15 protein-coding genes are annotated in these 17,856 nt (G+C 71.7%); 10 read left to right on the forward strand and 5 right to left on the reverse strand.

The annotated features are described in order from the left end of the window. Positions 1-123: 123 nt before the first annotated feature. The gene (gene dps / locus BM430_RS20600) at positions 124-678 is read left to right on the forward strand and encodes a DNA starvation/stationary phase protection protein Dps (protein WP_093569121.1); all 555 of its coding nucleotides are present in this window, start codon (positions 124-126) and stop codon (positions 676-678) included. Between the two features lie 460 nt (positions 679-1,138). Further along, on the forward strand, positions 1,139-1,282 hold the full coding sequence (locus BM430_RS34815) for a hypothetical protein (protein WP_177303116.1): 144 nt from the start codon (positions 1,139-1,141) through the stop codon (positions 1,280-1,282). 9 nt (positions 1,283-1,291) lie between these two features. Here the strand turns inward: BM430_RS34815 and ilvN are convergent, their stop codons facing one another. From ilvN to BM430_RS20630, 5 genes are all read right to left on the reverse strand, one after another. Then, positions 1,292-1,834, reverse strand: coding sequence for an acetolactate synthase small subunit (gene ilvN, locus BM430_RS20610; protein WP_093569123.1), 543 nt, complete (start codon positions 1,832-1,834; stop codon positions 1,292-1,294). A 20-nt stretch (positions 1,835-1,854) separates the two neighbouring features. Then, positions 1,855-3,633 carry an acetolactate synthase 3 large subunit gene (locus BM430_RS20615; RefSeq protein WP_093569124.1) on the reverse strand — a complete coding sequence of 593 codons (1,779 nt, stop codon included), beginning with the start codon at positions 3,631-3,633 and terminating at the stop codon, positions 1,855-1,857. 253 nt (positions 3,634-3,886) lie between these two features. Continuing rightward, positions 3,887-4,432: a biotin transporter BioY gene (locus BM430_RS20620; protein WP_093569125.1), complete on the reverse strand. Its 546-nt coding sequence runs from the start codon at positions 4,430-4,432 to the stop codon at positions 3,887-3,889. Between the two features lie 275 nt (positions 4,433-4,707). Then, on the reverse strand, positions 4,708-5,316 hold the full coding sequence (locus tag BM430_RS20625; protein ID WP_244539584.1) for an energy-coupling factor transporter transmembrane component T family protein: 609 nt from the start codon (positions 5,314-5,316) through the stop codon (positions 4,708-4,710). Then, the gene (locus tag BM430_RS20630) at positions 5,313-5,987 is read right to left on the reverse strand and encodes an energy-coupling factor ABC transporter ATP-binding protein (RefSeq protein WP_093569126.1); all 675 of its coding nucleotides are present in this window, start codon (positions 5,985-5,987) and stop codon (positions 5,313-5,315) included. Before BM430_RS20630 ends, BM430_RS20625 begins: the two co-directional genes overlap by 4 nt. Positions 5,988-6,118: 131 nt before the next feature. On the opposite strand from BM430_RS20630, the gene BM430_RS20635 reads away from it, so the two are divergent. The 8 genes from BM430_RS20635 to BM430_RS20670 all read left to right on the forward strand — a co-directional run bounded on the left by BM430_RS20635 (position 6,119) and on the right by BM430_RS20670 (position 17,519). Beyond that, the gene (locus BM430_RS20635) at positions 6,119-6,625 is read left to right on the forward strand and encodes a chemotaxis protein CheW (RefSeq protein ID WP_093569127.1); all 507 of its coding nucleotides are present in this window, start codon (positions 6,119-6,121) and stop codon (positions 6,623-6,625) included. Between the two features lie 7 nt (positions 6,626-6,632). Next, positions 6,633-8,090 (forward strand): CheR family methyltransferase, encoded by a 1,458-nt coding sequence (locus BM430_RS20640; protein ID WP_093569128.1) that lies wholly within the window; start codon positions 6,633-6,635, stop codon positions 8,088-8,090. Further along, a complete protein-coding gene (locus BM430_RS20645; protein ID WP_093569129.1) occupies positions 8,090-8,704 on the forward strand; it encodes a chemotaxis protein CheW in 615 nt (204 codons plus the stop codon). The genes BM430_RS20640 and BM430_RS20645 overlap by 1 nt, the downstream gene beginning before the upstream one ends. 133 nt (positions 8,705-8,837) lie before the next feature. Further along, the gene (locus BM430_RS20650; protein ID WP_093569130.1) at positions 8,838-10,514 is read left to right on the forward strand and encodes a methyl-accepting chemotaxis protein; all 1,677 of its coding nucleotides are present in this window, start codon (positions 8,838-8,840) and stop codon (positions 10,512-10,514) included. A 27-nt stretch (positions 10,515-10,541) separates the two neighbouring features. Then, positions 10,542-12,833 (forward strand): hybrid sensor histidine kinase/response regulator, encoded by a 2,292-nt coding sequence (locus tag BM430_RS20655; protein ID WP_093569131.1) that lies wholly within the window; start codon positions 10,542-10,544, stop codon positions 12,831-12,833. Between the two features lie 17 nt (positions 12,834-12,850). After that, positions 12,851-13,903: a chemotaxis-specific protein-glutamate methyltransferase CheB gene (gene cheB / locus BM430_RS20660; RefSeq protein ID WP_177303119.1), complete on the forward strand. Its 1,053-nt coding sequence runs from the start codon at positions 12,851-12,853 to the stop codon at positions 13,901-13,903. After that, positions 13,900-15,618 carry a response regulator gene (locus BM430_RS20665; protein WP_093569133.1) on the forward strand — a complete coding sequence of 573 codons (1,719 nt, stop codon included), beginning with the start codon at positions 13,900-13,902 and terminating at the stop codon, positions 15,616-15,618. The genes cheB and BM430_RS20665 overlap by 4 nt, the downstream gene beginning before the upstream one ends. 23 nt (positions 15,619-15,641) lie before the next feature. Then, the gene (locus tag BM430_RS20670; RefSeq protein ID WP_244539585.1) at positions 15,642-17,519 is read left to right on the forward strand and encodes a response regulator; all 1,878 of its coding nucleotides are present in this window, start codon (positions 15,642-15,644) and stop codon (positions 17,517-17,519) included. The last annotated feature ends 337 nt before the right edge of the window (positions 17,520-17,856 follow it).

Below are 17,856 nucleotides of genomic sequence, written 5' to 3' on the forward strand. Positions count from 1 at the left end.
TGCGGACGAAACGATCCCCCTCTCCGACCGGAAGGCCGGGTATGGGGACCAAAACCCCACCGCAGCATCGGAACGGCCGCCCCTCGGCCTCGTTGTTGCGGCAAATCCACGGAGTTGACCGACATGACGGATTCTAAAGGTAAGGCCGGCGAGCCGCGCCAGCACCGCACCCGCAACGCCACCGACTCGAACGCCAAGCGCGTCTCGATCGAGGCCCTGAACGCGCGGCTCGCTGACGGCATCGACCTCGCGCTCAACATCAAGCAGGCGCACTGGAACCTGAAGGGCCCGCAATTCATCGGCATCCACGAGATGCTCGACGGCTTCCGCACCGAGATCGACGATCTCAACGACAAGGTCGCGGAGCGGGCCGTGCAGCTCGGCGCCACGGCACTCGGCACCGCCACGGTGGTCACCGCCTCCTCGAAGCTGGCGCCCTACCCGACCGACATCTACGCCGTCGGAGACCACGTCGCGGCCCTGATCGACCGCTACGCCGCCTACGCCAACGCGGTGCGCGAGAACATCGACCAGACCGACGAGGCCGGCGACCCCGGCACGGCGGACCTGTTCACCGAGGTCTCCCGCGCGGTCGACAAGCAGCTGTGGTTCCTCGAGGCCCACGTACAGGAGCCGACCGGCGCGATGCGCGACGGGGATGGCAAGGGCGCGCGCTGACGACAGGGATTCGGGAGCCGGGGCTCGCGATCGAGCGGGCCCTTGGGTCTGAAGTCAAAGCCGTTTCGCCCACACTGAAGAACGGACGCGTGATCCGCCTCCCCCGCCTCGGGGGAGGCATTTTTGTCCGTGGGAATAAATATCGACGACGGAGGATTATTCGGTTACGCTGGGTCATAAGCGATGAGGCTCCCTGCGTGACCGAGGCAACGCCCAATGCAGCGGAGATTGCTGCGCGCCGTAAGCACGTGGCGAAGCGCCTGAATGAGCACCTCAAGCTGTTGGCGGCTTACATGAACGCCATGGCAATCGCCGTCGCCGGCGCGGCCATTATCGTACCCTTGGTCAGTAGCCCGAATGCGACCTTAGGCCGAACGCACCTCTCTTGGCTCGCGGCCTCCCTCGCCTTACATTGCGTCGGTCACGCTGTGATCCGATGTCTGCGCCGGGAGGAGTGACGATGCCCTGGGACGCCACCGTCACAATGCTCGGCTTCGCCCTGTTCATCTCGGTGACAGGCCTCACGGGCGCCTGGTACGCCGTCTACCGCTTCGAGCGGAAATACGGGAAGGCGGGGCAGATCGGCACCCCGCCCGCCAAGTAACTAAGAGCGCTACATCGCCTCCGGCCCGCGCCCCATCGCGGCGACGCCGGTGCGCGACACCTCGACCAGCCCCACCGACGCCATCAGCTTGACGAAGCGGTCGATCTCGTCGGTCGTGCCGGTGAGCTCGAACACGAACGAGGTCAGGGTCGCGTCGACGGTGCGGGCGCCGAAGGCGGCGGCGAGGCGCATCGCCTCGACCCGGTGCTCGCCCTTGCCGGCCACCTTCACCAGCGCCAGCTCCCGCTCCAGCGAATCGCCCTGCAGCGTCAGGTCGACCACCCGGTGCACCGGCACCAGCCGGTCGAGCTGCGCCTTGATCTGGTCGATCACCGCGTTGGTGCCCGTCGTCACGATGGTGATGCGGGAGATGTGCCGGGCGTGCTCGGTCTCCGAGACGGTCAGGCTCTCGATGTTGTAGCCGCGGCCGGAGAACAGCCCGGCGATGCGCGCGAGCACGCCGGGCTCGTTGTCGACGATGACCGCGAGCGTGTGGCGGTTCACCGGCTCGACGCGGACCGGATCGGGGTAATGGGTGTTCATGGCGTTCATCGTCCTCAAACCCTCGCCCGTCAGACCAGCATCTTGCCTTCGTCGGAGATCACGTCCCCCAGATCCGCCCCGGTCTCGCCGAGGTAGTCCGAGAGCAGCATCTCGTTATGCGCCTTGCCCGACGGGATCATCGGGAAGCAGTTCTCGGTCTTGTCGACGATGCAGTCGAAGACCACCGGGCCGTCATGGTCCAGCATCTCGGCGATGGCGGCGTCGAGGCTGCCGGGATCGGAGCAGCGGATGCCCTTGGCGCCGTAGGCCTCGGCCAGCTTGACGAAGTCGGGCAGGCTCTCGGAATAGCTCTCGGAGTAGCGCGAGCCGTGCAGCAGCTGCTGCCACTGGCGCACCATGCCCATATACTCGTTGTTCAGGATGAAGATCTTGACCGGCAGGCGGTACTGCGCGGCGGTCGACAGCTCCTGGATGTTCATCTGGATCGAGGCCTCGCCGGCGATGTCGATCACCAGGGCGCCGCGGTGCGCCAGCTGGGCGCCGATCGCCGCCGGCAGGCCGTAGCCCATGGTGCCCAAGCCCCCCGAGGTCATCCAGCGGTTCGGCTCGTCGAACTTGTAGTACTGCGCCGCCCACATCTGGTGCTGGCCGACCTCCGTCGTGACGTAGGTCTCGCGGTCCTTGGTCGCCTCATAGAGGCGCTGGACCGCGTATTGCGGCTTGATGGTGGTGCCCGACGGCCAGTAGCCCAGGCATTCGCGCGCCTTCCAGCCGCGGATTTTCGACAGCCACTCGGTCAGGCGGCCCTTGTCGGGCTCCGGCGTCACCGCCCGCCACTCGCGCAGCATGTCGCCGAGCACCGAGGCGCAATCGCCGACGATGCCGATATCGGCCTTGACGGTCTTGTTGATCGAGGAGGCGTCGATGTCGACGTGGATCTTCTTGGAGAACGGCGAGAAGGCGTCGAGCCGGCCGGTGATGCGATCGTCGAAGCGCGCGCCGATGCAGACCATGACGTCGCATTCGTGCATCGCCAGGTTCGCCTCGTAGGTCCCGTGCATGCCGAGCATGCCGAGGAACTGCGGGTCCGAACCCGGGAAGGCGCCGAGGCCCATCAGCGTCGAGGTGACCGGGAAGCCGGTCGCGCGGGCAAGGTCGCGCAGCAGGGCGGAAGCCTCCGGCCCCGCATTGATGACGCCGCCGCCGGTATAGAAGACGGGCCGGCGCGCCCCCGCCATCAGCGCCACCGCGGCGCGGATTTTTTCCGGATCGCCTTGCGTCTGCGGGTTGTAGGTCTTGTGGCTGTTGTCGACCGGGCGGCGGTAGAGCCCGCTGGCGAACTGGATGTCCTTCGGCAGGTCGATGACCACCGGGCCGGGCCGGCCGTGCGAGGCGACGTAGAACGCCTCGTGCAGGATGCGCGGCAGGTCCTCGATCGATTTGACGAGGTAGTTGTGCTTGGTGCAGCTGCGGGTGATGCCGACCGTGTCGCATTCCTGGAACGCGTCGGAGCCGATCAGGTGGGTCGGCACCTGGCCGGTGATGCAGACGAGCGGGATCGAATCGAGCAGCGCGTCGGTCAGCCCCGTGACGATGTTGGTGGCGCCCGGCCCCGAGGTGACTAGCACGCAGCCGACCTTGCCCGACGAGCGGGCATAGCCCTCGGCCGCGTGGACCGCGCCCTGCTCGTGCCGGACCAGGATGTGCTTCACCGTGTCCTGGTGGAAGAGCGCGTCGTAGATCGGCAGCACCGCGCCGCCCGGATAGCCGAACAGGGTGTCGACCCCCTGATCCTGAAACGCCCGGATCACCATCTCGGCGCCCGTCATGACCTCGCCCGCACTCATCGCCGCGCTCCGTTCCTTGGTCTCGTCCGCGCTCTCAGATCCGTTTTACGCAACAAAAAAGGGCCCCGAAGGACCCTTGCATGCGCCACCCTTGGGATGCCGAGCTGTCAAGCCCGCCCCGTCGGTGGCGCCTCCGCTACAATAAGGACCGCACGCATGCTGTGATAAGCCTGCCCTTGAGAGAGTGGCGCGGACCCTACGCCCCCGGCCCGGCAGGGTCAACCGGTTTCGGCGCGCGTGTTAAGCATTCGGGTCAGCGCGGTGTCAGCGTCGGATAGGCCCGCCGCACGGCGCGGGCGATCAGCACGACCAGGACGACCTTCACGGCGTCGCCGGGCAGGAACCAGGCCGAGCCGATCGCCGCCTTCGCGAGATCGACCCGGGCGATTGCGGCGATCCACGGGATGCCGACCGCGTAGGTGAGCACCACCCCGCCGAGGACGAGGATCAGCGCCTCCTTCCAGACCGTGAGGCTCTTGAGGCTGCGCTCGTAGAGGAACCCGATGACGAAGGCGGCAACCGGCCACATCAGCACGAAGCCGCCGCCCGGCCCCATGACGATGCCGAGCCCGCCCCGCCCGCCGGCCATCAGCGGCAGCCCGGCGCAGACGAGGAGCACGAACAACCCCAAGGCCGCGCCGCCGCGCTTCGATCCGGCGACGGCGCCGGCGAGCATCACCCCCATCGACTGGGCGGTGATCGGCACGCCGATCACCGGCAGGGTCACGGGCGGGAACAGGCCGAGGGCAGCGGTGAGGGCGGCGAAGAGCGCGACGACGACGATGTCACGGGTCGACATGGGTATCCTTGAAAGAGGGGAAAATTGGCGGGTGCCGAACATCCCGACGGCTATGCTCTGTCGGTACTGACATCCTCCTGGTCATTCCGGGGCCGCGAAAGCGGAGCCCGGAATCCAGACGCTCAGGTCGTGCAGAAAGTAGCGGAACGCTCTCCGCCTCATCCTGAACGATCCGCGGTTCTGGATTCCGGGCTCCGCTGCGCGGCCCCGGAATGACCCGGAGGGTGTGGAATCTGCCAGCTGGACTTCTCGCGCCGGAACGGGCGAGCGACCGTTCAACCATCTGCCCCGTCCGGGTCATACGACCGCGCGTCGATCGCCGCCGCGATGTCGTCGCTCATCTTGAGCATCCGCACGACGACCGGCACCGTCAGCGCCACGAGGCTGCGCTCAAGGCCGCGCGCCCGCTGCGCCTCGCGCACCTCGGCGGTGATGGCGGCGAGAACCGGGATGAAGCGTAAGGTCAGCGCGATGGCGAGGCCCGCCTTGGCGGGATTGATACCCACGGGCTTGAGCCAGCGAAGGCCGCGTTGCAGCGCCTCGATCAGGTCGGCGCTGCGGGTCGTGAGCGTCACGAGGCCGGCGAGCAGCACCAGGCTCGCCAGGCGGGCGGCCACCAGCAGGCCGGCGAGCCAGCCGTCGAGGGCGAGCTGGACCAGGACCAGCACGGCGAGGATCCAGGCGAGCGACCCCAGCTGCGCCAGCACCAGGGCGCCCGAGATCCCCGCAAGCCGGTAGAGCAGACCCGTGACGCTCAGCGCCGCGAGGGCGAGATCGAGCCGCGGCAGCGCGAACAGGATCGTGCCGGCCACGATCATCGCGACGATCTTCGCCCCCGCCGGGCAGCGGTGGAGGAGGCTCTGCCCCGGAACGTAGGGCGTCACGACATCATCGCGACGTAGGCCGGAAGCGCCACGGAGGGAACGTCGTCGACGACGACCCGGCCGTCCTCGAACACCAGCACCCGGTCGAAATGCTCCAGGAAGGCGAGGTCGTGCGAGATCACGACCGCGCGTTGCGCCAGCCCGTCGACGGCCTCGGCGATCCGGCGCTTGTTGCGCAGGTCGAGCAGGGTGGTCGGCTCGTCGAACACGATGACGTCGGGCGCCATCGCCAGCACGCCCGCGATGGCGAGCAATTGCTTCTGGCCGCCGCTGAGCAGGTGGGCCGGGTGATCGCGAAAATCCTGCAGGTCGTAGCGGCGCAGGGCCTCGTCGGTGCGCCGGGCGATCTCGTCCTTGGGCAGCCCGAGATTCTTCAGCCCGAAGGCGAGGTCCTCGGAGACCACGGGCAGCACGATCTGGTTGTCGGGATTCTGGAACACGAAGCCGACCTTGCGGCGCACCGCCTTGCCGTCGCGGCGCGTGTCGAGCCCGTCGACCCGCACCGTGCCGTGGCTCGGCACCAGGAGGCCGTTGAGCAGGCGCGCGAAGGTGCTCTTGCCGCTGCCGTTGCCGCCCACCACCGCGATCCGCCGTTCCGCCAGATCGAGGCTGAGGTCGCGCAGGACCGTGCGCTCCCCGAAGGCATGGCCGACATGCCGGATCTCGATCATCGACGGGTCCGCTCCTCTCGCCTCGGCGGCGCCTCATAGCACCTCCAGCCGGGGCCGACAGGGCGGTTTGGAAACTTCCCCCGCCTCCCCTATCTCAAGCGCGGGCGGACGGGCCCGCGGGGGTGCACGGGATGACGACCGGGACGGCCTACCTCTTGGTCGATGTCGCCGGAACCGGCTGCGCCCTGCCGCAGCGGGCGGTGCGCGAGATCCTGCCCCTGCCCCGCCTGTGGCGCCCGCCGGGGGCGCCGGGGGCGCTCGCGGGCTTCCTCAACCTCGCCGGCAGCGCCGTGCCGGTCCTCGACCTCGCGGTCCTGTTCGGCCTCGGGCGGCACGTCACGACCCAACAAGTCACGGCGCAGGCGGCGCTCTACCGCCACCTCGTCCTCCTCCACGGCGAGGCCCCGCTCGCCCTGCTCGTCGACCGGGTGGCGGATGTCGTGCGGGTCGAGGCGGGCCAAGTCCGGCCGGTCGACGACGCGGCCACCCTGAACGGCTGCGTCGCCGCCGAGATCCGCCTCGGCGACACGCTGGTGCACGGCCTCGCCATCGACCGGATCCTGCTGGCCGAGGAGCGCGACCGGCTGGCGGCGCGGACCTGGGACGCGCAGGCGCGGCTCGCCGAGTGGGCGGCCTGAGTCGGAGATGCGCAGCGTGCGGGGCGCGGCTCCCCTCGGCGATCCGGCCTTCGCGGCCCTGAAGGCGCGCCTCGTCGCCCGCACCGGACATCATTACTATTCCGACAAGGACGATCTCCTGTGGGAACGGGTCGGCCGGCGCATGCGCGCCCGGGGCGTGCCCGATCCCGCCGGCTACCTGGTGCTCTTGGAGGAGTCGGAGGCCGAGTGGGCGGCGCTCGAATCCGAGATCACCATCGGGGAGACGTTCTTCTTCCGCTACGCCGAGCAGTTCGCGGCCCTGCGCGGCACCATCTTGCCTGAGCGCATCGCCGCGCGGGGCGAGGAGCGGCGCCTGCGGATCTGGAGCGCCGGCTGCTCCACCGGTCCCGAGACCTACTCGGTCGGGATCGTGCTGCACGAACTGCTCGGCGAGCGATTGCCCGACTGGCGGATCGGGCTGACCGGAACCGACATCAACCGCGACGTGCTGGCGGTGGCACGGCGCGCGGTCTACGGCCCCTGGGCCCTGCGCACCCTCGGGGCGGAGGAGCGCGCGCGCTACTTCCGGCCCGGCCCGCGGGAGGGCACCTTCGCGCTGCGCCCCGAATTCCGCGGGCTCGCCCGGTTCGAGCCGCAGAACCTGATGAGCCTGCTCGACGGCACCGCCTCCCTGGCGCTGACCGATTACGACCTCATCCTGTGCCGCAACGTCCTGATCTACTTCCACCCCGACGTGGTCCAGGCCCTGGTGCGGGCGCTGGCACAGCGCCTGCGGCCCGGCGGCTGGCTGCTGCTGGGACATGCCGAGCCGAACCCGGCCTTCGCGGAATTCCTGGAGCCCGTCTCCCTGCCGGGCACCGCCGCCTATCGCCGACCGGAGGACGGCGAGAGGCCGGACTTCGTCCCGGTCATGGTGCCGGCCCAAGCGGGAGCTCACGTGCTGCCGGAATCGACGCCCGACTGGGTGCCGCTCCTGCCCCCGGCCCTGCCGGCCCCGGAAGCGCCGCTTGTCTCCGAGACGTCCGTTGTCTGCGAGGCGCCCCCTCCCCGACCCGTGGCGGCCGGGTTTGCGCCGGCGGCAGCGGCCGAGAGCCCGCTCGCCACCGTCCGGGCGCTCGCCGATGCGGGTGACCTCGAAGCGAGCTGGCGGGCCTGCCGGGCGGCACTGGGGCAGGACCCGACCGACCCGCGCCTGCGCTACTACGAGGGCCTGCTCGCCCGCGCCCGCGCCCGGCCGGACGAGGCGGAGCGCGCCTTTCGCGGCGCGCTGTACCTCGATAAAGGTTTCGTCATGGCGCATTACCACCTCGGGTTGACCCTGATCGCCGCCGGCCGGCCTGAGGCCGGCCGCCGCGCCGTGGCCAACGCCCTGCGGCTCGCAGCAGCCCTGCCGGCCGGCGCGGAGCTGCCGGAGGGCGACGGGCTCACGGCCGCGGACCTCTCCGGCGCCGCCCGGCCGTTCCTCGGTGGCGAGGCCGCCTGATGCCGCAATCCACGACGTCCGCCGCCCAAGCCGGGCCGGTCCTGCGCGGCGAGGCTGCGCTCGGTACCGCCCGGATCGAGGAGATCCTGGAGGCCCGCACCCGCAACCTCGCCGCCCGCGGCACGGCACCGGAGGCGCGGCCGACGCGCGCTCTGCTCGTCTGCCGCGCCGGTCCCGAGACGGTCGGCCTGCCGCTCGAGAGCGTCGCCGAGGTGTTTCCGTTCCGGCCCTGCACGCCGGTGCCGGGGGCGCCCGCCGCGCTCGTCGGCCTCACCGGGCGGGGCGGAACCCTCGTCAGCGTGGTCGATCTCGCGGTGGCGCTCGGCGCCGCGCCGGCGCCCCCGGAGGGGATCGCCGGCCACGTCGTCGCCTTGCGCCGCGACGGGCCGCGGATCGGCCTCAGGGTCGAGCGCGTCCTGTCCGTGGCCGAGGCCGTGGTCGAGAGCGTGGCGGAGACCGGGGGCCTGGGCAGGCGGGCGGTGGCGGGCTATGCCCGCGCCGCGTCGCAGGCGTCCCGTCCGGGACCGGACGAGTCCGGGTCCGGTTTCGCGGTGATCGATCTGCCGTCTCTCCTGGCGCCGCTCCTCGCGGCCGGCCGTCCCGGGCCAGCCTGACCATCGGGCACCATCCGATCGCGCCGCGATCGAATGGTGCCCGAAATCCTTGTATTTGCCGCATTTTCTTCGACGAACCGGTATCCACTTCGTCGGAAAATGCTCCGGCCTCCAGCCAAAGAGAACCCCACGCGTGTCGCTCTCGATCGGGAACCGCATCCTCCTCGGCTTCGCCGCCGTCGTCCTGGTGATCGTGGCGCTCGGCGTCTACGCGGTCGGGCAGATCGGCGAGGTGCGCAACGCCACCGACATCATCGTCACCCGCGACCTGACGGTGATGCACCAGCTGGAGAACATCCGCGAGGCGCAGCGCCGGATGAGCGACCTGCGCGACGAGGCGACCACCCGCTACTACCTGCGCACGCTCGGCCGCGAGCCCTCGGCGAAGGAGGAGCCGACGGTGACCTGGCGGCGCAACGCCGCCGCCGCCGAGACGGCGCTCGCCGGCGCCATCACCACCGCCAACGACTACCGCGCCCAGTCGCTCTCGCCCGACCGCGCCGCCGCCTGGCAGCGCATCGCCGAGTTGCTGGTCGGCGCCGGGGCCGAGCTGCGCACCACCCGCACCGCCACCGAACGCCAGTTCGAGGCGATCGCCGCCAACGACGTGCCGGGCATCCAGGCCGCCGAGACCGCCCTCGACCAGTCGGGCGACAACTTCGTGCGCACCATGGGGGCGGCGCGCGACGCCCTCGACGGCGCCATCGCGGCGGGCCAGCGCCGGGTGGGGGCGATCTACGAGGAGAGCCGGCTCTCGACCATCGCGGCGCTCGTGGTCTGCGTCGTGATGGCGCTCGTCATCACGGTGCTGATCCGCCGCTCGGTGGTGCAGCCCCTCGACGCGGTGATGGCCTTCGTCGGCAAGGTCGGGGCCGGCGACCTCACCGGGCGCATCGCCGACACCCGCCGCGACGAGCTCGGCCGTCTCGGCGGCGTGCTCAACCAGATGGTCGAGGGCCTGCGCCAGCTGGCGAGCCAGAACCGCGCCTCGACCTCGAACCTCAACGCGGCGGCGGCCGAGATCCGCGCTTCGGCCCAGGAGCAGGCCGCGAGCGTCGAGGAGCAGTTCGCCGCCGTGCAGGAAACCGCCGCCACCGTCGACGAGATCACCCATGCCGGCGCTCAGATCGGCAAGCGCGCGCAGGAAGTCATCGCCACGGCCCAGGCCACCGCCCAGACCTCGAGCGCCGGGTTGCGCGCCGTCGACGAGACCGCGCGCGCCATGGACGCGATCCGCGAGCAGAGCGAGGCGGTGGCGGAGAACATCGTGGCGCTCAGCGAGAAGACGCAGGCGATCGGCGAGATCATCGCCACGGTCAACGACGTCTCCGAGCGCACGCATCTGCTCGCCCTCAACGCCGCCATCGAGGCGGCGGCGGCGGGCGAGAGCGGGCGCAGCTTCGCGGTGGTGGCCTCCGAGATGAAGGCGCTCGCCGACCAGGCCAAGGAGGCGACCGCCCAGGTGCGGGCGATCCTCGGCGACATCCAGCGCGGCATCAACGCCTCGGTGATGCTGACGGAGGAGGCGGTCAAGCGCGTGGCGGTCGGCAAGGAGCGCACCGACACCACCCACGCGACGATCGAGGAGATCACCGCCCGGGTGCAGGAGAGCGTGCAGACCTTCCAGCAGATCGTCGCCTCGACCAACCAGCAGCAGCTCGGCATCGAGCAGGTGATGGGCGCGCTCCAGAACATCCGCCAGGCGAGCCAGCAGACCGCCGCCGGCACCCGCCAGGTCGAGGCCGCCGCCGCCAACCTGAGCGAGCTCGCCAGCGCCCTCCTGGCGCTGGCCGAGCGCTACCGGCTCTGACGGACTCGAGAGCGCGCACAAGCCCCGATGGACGACATCCGCCAGCTCCTCCTCGCGGCCTTCGACGCCGAGCATCGCGAGCACCTCGCGGCGATCCGGGCGGCGCTCGCCGAGGCCGAGGCGGGCCGGCCGGCCGACTGGAACGACGTGTTTCGCCGCGCCCACAGCCTGAAAGGGGCGGCCCGCGCCGTCGACCTGCCGGCGGTGGAGGAGGTCGCCCACCGGCTGGAAGCCCTGTTCGACCGGGTGGTGCAGGGCCGCACCGGCCTCGACCGGAGGACCGCCGGCGTGGTCGACCTCGCCCTCGACCGGATCGAGGGGCTGGTCGCGGGCCTCGCCGAGACGCCCGAGCCGGCGGCGCCGGCCGACGCCATCGCGGCCCTAGATGCCTGCCTGTCCGGCGCGCCGATCCCGGACGCCAAACCCGACATCACGCCGGAGATCAGGCCGGAATCCGGACCCGCACCAGCGCCCGAACGGCTCCCCGACCCCGCGCCGCCGGCGCATCAGGACCACGCCGTCGCCTACCTGCGCATCGCCAGCGACCAGGTCGAGAGCCTGTCGAAGGCGGTGCACGACCTCACCGCCGTGCTCCAGGGACAGGAGGCGATCGGGGGCGCGGTGGCGGGCCTCGAATCCGGGGCGCGCGGCCTGCGCCGCAGCGTCGATTCGGTGCAGGGCCGCACCGGCGAGATGGTGGCGCTCGCCCGCCGCCTGCGCGAGGCCGGCGATCCGGCCGGCATCGCCCTGGACGGCTTCGTCGACCGGGTGCGGCGCCTCGACGGCGACCTGCGGGCCGTGATCCGCGGCATCTCGGGCCTCGCCCGAGTGCAGAGCCGCAGCACCGGCGCGATCGACGGCGCCCTGCGGCGCCTGCGCGACGATGCCGACCGGTTGCTGCTGGTCCCGGCCGAGACGGTGTTCGGCGGCTACGGCCGGATGGTGCGGGAGATCGCCCGCGAGGCCGGATTGGCCGTGGAGGTGCGGCTCCACGGCCTCGACCTCCAGGTCGATCGCGGCCTGCTCCAGGCCCTCAAGGATCCGGTGCTGCACGCCCTGCGCAACACGATCAGCCACGGCGCCGAGAGCCCCGAGGTGCGCCGGGAGGCGGGCAAACCCGAAGCCCTGTCGGTCACCCTCTCGGTCGCCTCGAAGGGCTCCCAGCTCGTCGTGACGATCCGCGACGACGGCCGCGGCCCGGACCTCGCCCGCATTCTTGAGACCGGACGGCGCCAAGGCCTGGTGTCGCCGGGATCCGAGCCCGGCCGGGACGAGATCCTCGACCTCGTCTTCGCCCCGGGCTTCTCGACCGCGGCCGCCATCGATCGGATCGCCGGGCGCGGCATGGGCCTGTCGGTGGTGGCGGAGGCCGCGCGGTCCTTGCGCGGCCGGGCCACCTTACGGCCGGCCGAGCCCCATGGCACCGAGGTGACCATCACGGTGCCGCTTTCCGCCGCCCGCCAGCCGGTGCTGCTCGTCGAGGCGGCGTTGCGGCCGGGCGAGGCGCCGCAGACCTTCGGCCTGCCGAGCGGCGCGATCGCCGGGCTCCTGCGCCTCTCCGAGCGCGACCTCGCGTCCGTGGCGGGCGAGCCGGCGGCACGGATCAAGCAGGGGGGACGGGACGTTGTCGTGCCGCTCGTTCCCCTCGCGTCGCTCCTCGGATCCGGTGTTGCCCCCCTTCCCCTCCGCGACGGCCTCGTCCGCGCCGTCCTCCTGCGCTGCGGCCCCGCGTCTTGCGCGGTCGCCGTCGACCGGCTGCTCGATGTGCGCGTCCTCCTCGTCGGCCCGGCCCCGCCCTTCGGCGGCGACCCCGCCCTGATGTCCGGCACCGTCATGCTCGCCGACGAGACCCCGGCCCTGGTGCTCGACCCCGAGGGCCTGTGCGTCCGCGCCCGCACCGGCGGGCTCGTGGCGGCTCCGGTGGCAACGCCCGAGCGCCGGGCGACACGCGTGCCGACCGTGCTGGTGGTCGACGATTCGATCACCACCCGGACGCTGGAGAAGAGCATCCTCGAGGCGCACGGCTACCGGGTCTTCGTCTGCGTCGACGGCCAGGACGCCCTCGACCGCCTGCGCCGGGACGGGGCCGACGTCGACCTCGTGGTCGCCGACGTCGAGATGCCGCGCCTCGACGGGTTCGGCCTGCTCCAGGCGGTGAAGGCCGATCCGGGCTTGACGCGGCTGCCGGTGATCCTGATGACCTCCCGCGGCGATCCCGCCGACATCCGCCGGGGCCTCGATCTCGGGGCCGACGCCTACATCACCAAGCAGAAGTTCGACCAGCGCGAGCTTCTCGACACGATCGGTCAGCTGCTGTGAGCACCCCCGTCCGCGTCATGCTGGTGGAGGATTCGCTGGTGGTGCGCCAGCTCCTCGCCCACATCGTCAGCCGCGATCCGCGGCTCGCCCTCGTCGCGGCGGTCGCCTCCGGCGAGGAGGCCCTGCGGGAGATCCACCGGGTCCAGCCCGACGTGATCTCGATGGATATCCGCCTGCCGGGAATCGACGGGCTGGAGACCACCCGGCGGATCATGGCCGAGCGCCCGACCCCGATCGTGGTCGTGGCCGACGCAGTCGAGGACTCCTCGCTGAAAATCTCGATGAACGCCCTGCGGGCCGGAGCGCTCAGCGTGGTCGAGAAGCCGGTCGGCACCGGCCACCGCGCCTACGAGGCGATCTCGGACCAGATCTGCACCCAGCTGCGCATCATGAGCCAGGTGCCGGTGATCCGGCGCCGGCCGATCGGGGCCGAGCGCCTCGCGCCGGCGCGGGACGAGGCGCGCAGTCAAGCGTTGCAGATCCCGGCGACGCAGGCGCCGAGTGTGCTGGCGGTCGCCGCCTCGACCGGCGGGCCGCCGGCCTTCGCCAAGCTGCTCGGCGCCCTGCCGGCGGATTTTCCGCTCCCCGTGCTCCTCGTCCAGCACATGGGCGCGGCCTTCATGGAGGGCTTCGCCGACTGGCTGAACGGCGTCGTGCCGCTCACCGTCGTCGTCGCCGCCGACGGCGTGCGGCCGCTGCCCGGCCACGTCTACGTCGCCCCCGGCGACCGCCACCTGACGCTCGGCCCCGGCGGGCTCCTGACGCTCGTCGACGAGCCGCCGGTCGGGGGCCAGCGCCCTTCCGCCACGCTGCTGTTCCGCTCGGTCGCCCGCTCGGCCGGCCCGCGGGGCCTCGGCGTGCTCCTCACCGGCATGGGCGAGGACGGCGCCGCCGGCCTCCTCGACATGCACCTCGCGGGAGCCGCCACCATCGCCGAGCACGAGAGCTCGGCGGTCGTCTACGGCATGCCGGCGGCCGCCGTGCGCCTGAAGGCCGCCGGCAGCGTGCTCCCCCTCGACCTGATCGCGCCGCGGATCCTGCGGACAGCGCAGCCGAGCCTCCCGGCGTGACGGCAGCGACCCAGCCCCGCATCCTCCTGGTCGAGGATTCCGAGACCCAGGCGCTGCAGCTGCGCCTGTTCCTCGAGCGCGCCGGCTTCTCGGTCGCGCGGTACGCCACGGCGGAAGCCGCGCTCGAGGCGATGAATCACGGCCTGCCCGACCTCGTCGTGGCCGATTACCACCTGCCGGGGATGAACGGCGACGAGCTGACCCGGCAGATGCGCCTCGCCCTGCGCACCCGGGCGACGCCGGTCCTGATGCTCACCGAGGCGAGCGGGCGCGACTTCGAGCGCCAGGGTCTGGAGAGCGGCGCCGACGCCTACGTGCCGAAATCCGCCGACCGCGACCTGCTGCTCCTGCGCATCCGCGCGCTGCTGCGCGAGCGCGCCGCCGTGCCGGAGGACGAGCCCGGCCGCCCGGCGAGCTTCCGCCGCGCCCGCATCCTCGTCGTCGACGGATCGGCCACCTTCCGGGCCTATCTCGCGGCTCTCCTCGCCCAGGAGGGCCACGAGGTCGTCGCCGCCGACGGGCCCGACCCGGCGATGGCGGCCTTGGAGGCGCCGGGCGAGGGGTTCGACTGCGTCACGGTCGATCTCCTCGGCACCGGCTTCGACGCCATCGCGCTCTGCCGCCGGATCGACGCGTTCCGGGGGGCCGCCACGGGTGCGGGGGCGCCGGGCTTCTACCTCGTCGGCATCGGCTCGGCGGCCTCCTCCAGCAAGGACATGCTCGTCGAGGCGTTCTCGGCCGGGGCCGACGACGTGGTGGCGAAAGGGGCCGACGCCGACCTGCTGGCGATCCGGGTGCGCACCCTGGTGCGCCGCAAGCTCCTGGAGGAGGACGACCGCCGCGTCGCCGACGAGGTGCGCCGCCACGCGCTCGCCGCCGAGCGCGCCAAGGCCGAGGCCACCGCGGCGGAAGCCAAGGCGGCGCTCGCCGGCGCCCTCGCCCAGGCCAACCACGACCTCGAACAGGCCAACCACCGCCTCAAGGACACGCAGGCCAAGCTCGTCCAGGCCGCCAAGATGGCGTCGCTGGGCGAGCTGGTCGCCGGCATCGCCCACGAGATCAACAACCCGCTCGCCTTCATCCTCGCCCATCAGGGCACCGTCGAGCGGCTGGTCGGCGAGGTGGCGGAGGCGGTGCCGGAGGGCACGCCGGCGAGGCGCGCCCTCGACAAGGCCCGCGACCGGGTCGGCTCGATGCGCCTCGGCCTGTCGCGGATCCAGGACCTCGTCGTCAACCTGCGCAAGTTCTCGCGCCTCGACGAGGGCGAGATGCAGACCGTCCACGTGCCGGACGCGATCGAGAACGTGCTGGCGCTGCTCCAGCACAAGCTCGGCACCCGCATCACGGTGCACAAGGAGTTCGCCGGCGCGGCCGAGATGCGCTGCTCGCCGGCCCTGCTCAACCAGGTGGTGATGAACATCCTCGGCAACGCCGCCGACGCGATTCCCGGCGACGGCACGATCACGATCGAGACCGCGATCCGCGACGACCACGACGTGATCCGGATCTGCGACAGCGGCCCGGGCGTGCCGGAGGACTTGCGCGAACGGATCTTCGAGCCGTTCTTCACCACGAAGCCGGTCGGTTCCGGCACCGGGCTCGGCCTCGCCATTGCCTACAGCGTCGTGCAGGCGCATAGCGGACAATTATCCGTGGAATCGGCGCCGGAGGGAGGGGCCTGCTTCGTGATCAGCATTCCGAGGCGGGCCGCATGACCATGGGTGCGACGGACCGATCGATGAACCCGGCCCCGCGCGGCACGATCCTGGCGGTCGACGACGAGCCGGACATCCTGGTCGCCCTCGAGGACCTGTTCGAGGACGAGTACCGGGTGCTCACCACCAGCCGGCCGGCCGAGGCCCTGGCGCTGATCGCCGCCGAGCCCGACATCGACGTGATCCTCTCCGACCAGCGCATGCCGGGCCTCACCGGCGACGCGCTGCTCGCCCAGGCGCGGGAGATCTCGGACGCGCAGGCGATCCTGCTCACCGGCTACGCCGACATCTCGGCGGTGGTCTCGGCGCTCAACCGCGGCGGCATCACCGGCTACATCACCAAGCCCTGGGACCCGGCGCTCCTGCGCAACGCGGTGCGGAGCGCCTACGACCGCCACCGCCTCGCCCGGGAGCTCGCCACCGAGCGCGCCCTCCTGCGCGGCCTCCTCGACCATTCGGGCGACGCGATCGCCTTCAAGGACACCGAGGGGCGCTTCCTGCGCCTCAACGCCCGCATGGCGGAGCGCCTCGGGGCGCCCTCGCCGGACGCCTGCCTCGGCCGCACCGAGGCCGAGATCCTCGGGGCCGAGGCCGGCGAGGCGGAGGCCGCCGACCGGGCGGCGATCGAGTCCGGCGCACCGACCGAGATGGCGGCGGCGAGCGGACCGGAGGCGGCCCCGACCTGGAGCCAGGTCACCCGCGTGCCGATCCGCGATCCGGCCGGGGCGATCGTCCACCTCGCGGTGATCGCGCGCGACATCACCGAGCAGCGCCTGCTCGAGACCCGCCTGCGTCAGGCCGACAAGATGCAGGCGCTCGGCACGCTGGCCGGCGGCGTCGCGCACGACTTCAACAACCTGCTCACCGCGATCCTCGGCAGCCTGGAGCTCGCCCTGCCGAAGGTGGCGGGCGACGCGCGCCTGTCGCGGCTGATGACCAACGCCACCCAGGCGGCGCAGCGCGGCGCGGCGCTCACGAAGCGCCTCCTCACCTTCAGCCACCGCCGCGACCTCCAGGCGCGCACCGTCGACCTCAACGCGGTGATCCGCGGCATGGACGACCTGCTCGGGCGGAGCCTCGGGGGCTTCGTCCAGGTCGAGCGCGACTTGAGCGACGACCTGTGGCCGGCCAGGGTCGATCCCGACCAGCTCGAACTCGCGATTCTCAACCTCTGCATCAACGGCCGCGACGCGATGCCGGAGGGCGGCGTCGTCGCGCTCTCGACCCGCAACGAGACGATCCGGGACAGCACCGACCCGAACCTCAAGGACGGCGACTACGCGGTGATCGCGATCCGCGACACCGGCACCGGCATCCCGCCGGAGATCTTAGGCCGGGTGTTCGAGCCGTTCTTCACCACCAAGGGCGTCGGCCAGGGCACGGGCCTCGGCCTCGCCATGGTGTTCGGCCTCGTCCAGCAATCGGGCGGCACGATCCGCATCGACAGCGCGGTCGGGCACGGCACCACCGTGCTGCTCTACCTGCCGCGCTCGCGCGAGGCGGTCGAGGCGGCCCCCGCCGCGCAGGCCGCCCCGGCCCCGGCGCCGCGCCGGGCCCGGGTCCTGGTGGTCGACGACGATCCCCAGGTGCGCCACGTCACCGCCTCGTTCCTCAACGGCTTCGGCTACGACGAGGCCGAGGTGCCGAGCGGCGAGGCGGCCTTGGAACGGCTCGCGGCGGAGCGGTTCGACATCGTCGTCGCCGACCTGGCGATGCCAGGCATGAGCGGCCTCGACCTCGCCGGAGCGGTGCGGCAGCGTTTTCCGGCCCTGCCCTTCCTGCTCGTCACCGGCCACGCCGAGGCGGCGCACATCCCGGCCGACTTTTCGGTGCTCGAGAAGCCGTTCCTGTCCGCCGATCTCGCGGCGCGGGTGGCGTCCCTGCTCGATCCGATAACCTGATCGGCATCCGCGCGGGTCTCAAACCACCTGCGAAATATAAAACACGGGTCTCCCCTCTCCCGTGTGGGAGAGGGGCCGGGGGTGAGGGTGACACGCTTCAGTCTAGGGCACTGAGCGTGGTGCTAGCAGCTCAACGTTCGGAGATTTGTCCGGAGTCGTGTCACCCTCACCCCTACCCCTCTCCCACACGGGAGAGGGGATCCCGCGTCATATCATTCAAAGATTACTATCTCAGCATTTTCGTGCGATCATGATCCCGTCCCCTCCGCGACCTCCGCACCCAAGTGTATCGCCGACGGCACAGCCAGCCCGGAACCGGCCGGACGCGAAAGTCATT

It is taken from the genome of Methylobacterium sp. 174MFSha1.1 (assembly GCF_900116815.1).
In the GTDB taxonomy this organism is placed as follows: domain Bacteria; phylum Pseudomonadota; class Alphaproteobacteria; order Rhizobiales; family Beijerinckiaceae; genus Methylobacterium.

What these genes read in the sequence shown, in the direction of transcription:
- dps (WP_093569121.1), top strand. Translation starts at nt 124, where the DNA reads ATGACGGATTCTAAAGGTAAGGCCGGCGAGCCGCGCCAGCACCGCACC.
- BM430_RS34815 (WP_177303116.1), top strand. Translation starts at nt 1,139, where the DNA reads ATGCCCTGGGACGCCACCGTCACAATGCTCGGCTTCGCCCTGTTCATC.
- ilvN (WP_093569123.1), bottom strand. Translation starts at nt 1,834, where the DNA reads ATGAACGCCATGAACACCCATTACCCCGATCCGGTCCGCGTCGAGCCG.
- BM430_RS20615 (WP_093569124.1), bottom strand. Translation starts at nt 3,633, where the DNA reads ATGAGTGCGGGCGAGGTCATGACGGGCGCCGAGATGGTGATCCGGGCG.
- BM430_RS20620 (WP_093569125.1), bottom strand. Translation starts at nt 4,432, where the DNA reads ATGTCGACCCGTGACATCGTCGTCGTCGCGCTCTTCGCCGCCCTCACC.
- BM430_RS20630 (WP_093569126.1), bottom strand. Translation starts at nt 5,987, where the DNA reads ATGATCGAGATCCGGCATGTCGGCCATGCCTTCGGGGAGCGCACGGTC.
- BM430_RS20635 (WP_093569127.1), top strand. Translation starts at nt 6,119, where the DNA reads ATGACGACCGGGACGGCCTACCTCTTGGTCGATGTCGCCGGAACCGGC.
- BM430_RS20640 (WP_093569128.1), top strand. Translation starts at nt 6,633, where the DNA reads ATGCGCAGCGTGCGGGGCGCGGCTCCCCTCGGCGATCCGGCCTTCGCG.
- BM430_RS20645 (WP_093569129.1), top strand. Translation starts at nt 8,090, where the DNA reads ATGCCGCAATCCACGACGTCCGCCGCCCAAGCCGGGCCGGTCCTGCGC.
- BM430_RS20655 (WP_093569131.1), top strand. Translation starts at nt 10,542, where the DNA reads ATGGACGACATCCGCCAGCTCCTCCTCGCGGCCTTCGACGCCGAGCAT.
- cheB (WP_177303119.1), top strand. Translation starts at nt 12,851, where the DNA reads ATGCTGGTGGAGGATTCGCTGGTGGTGCGCCAGCTCCTCGCCCACATC.
- BM430_RS20670 (WP_244539585.1), top strand. Translation starts at nt 15,642, where the DNA reads ATGAACCCGGCCCCGCGCGGCACGATCCTGGCGGTCGACGACGAGCCG.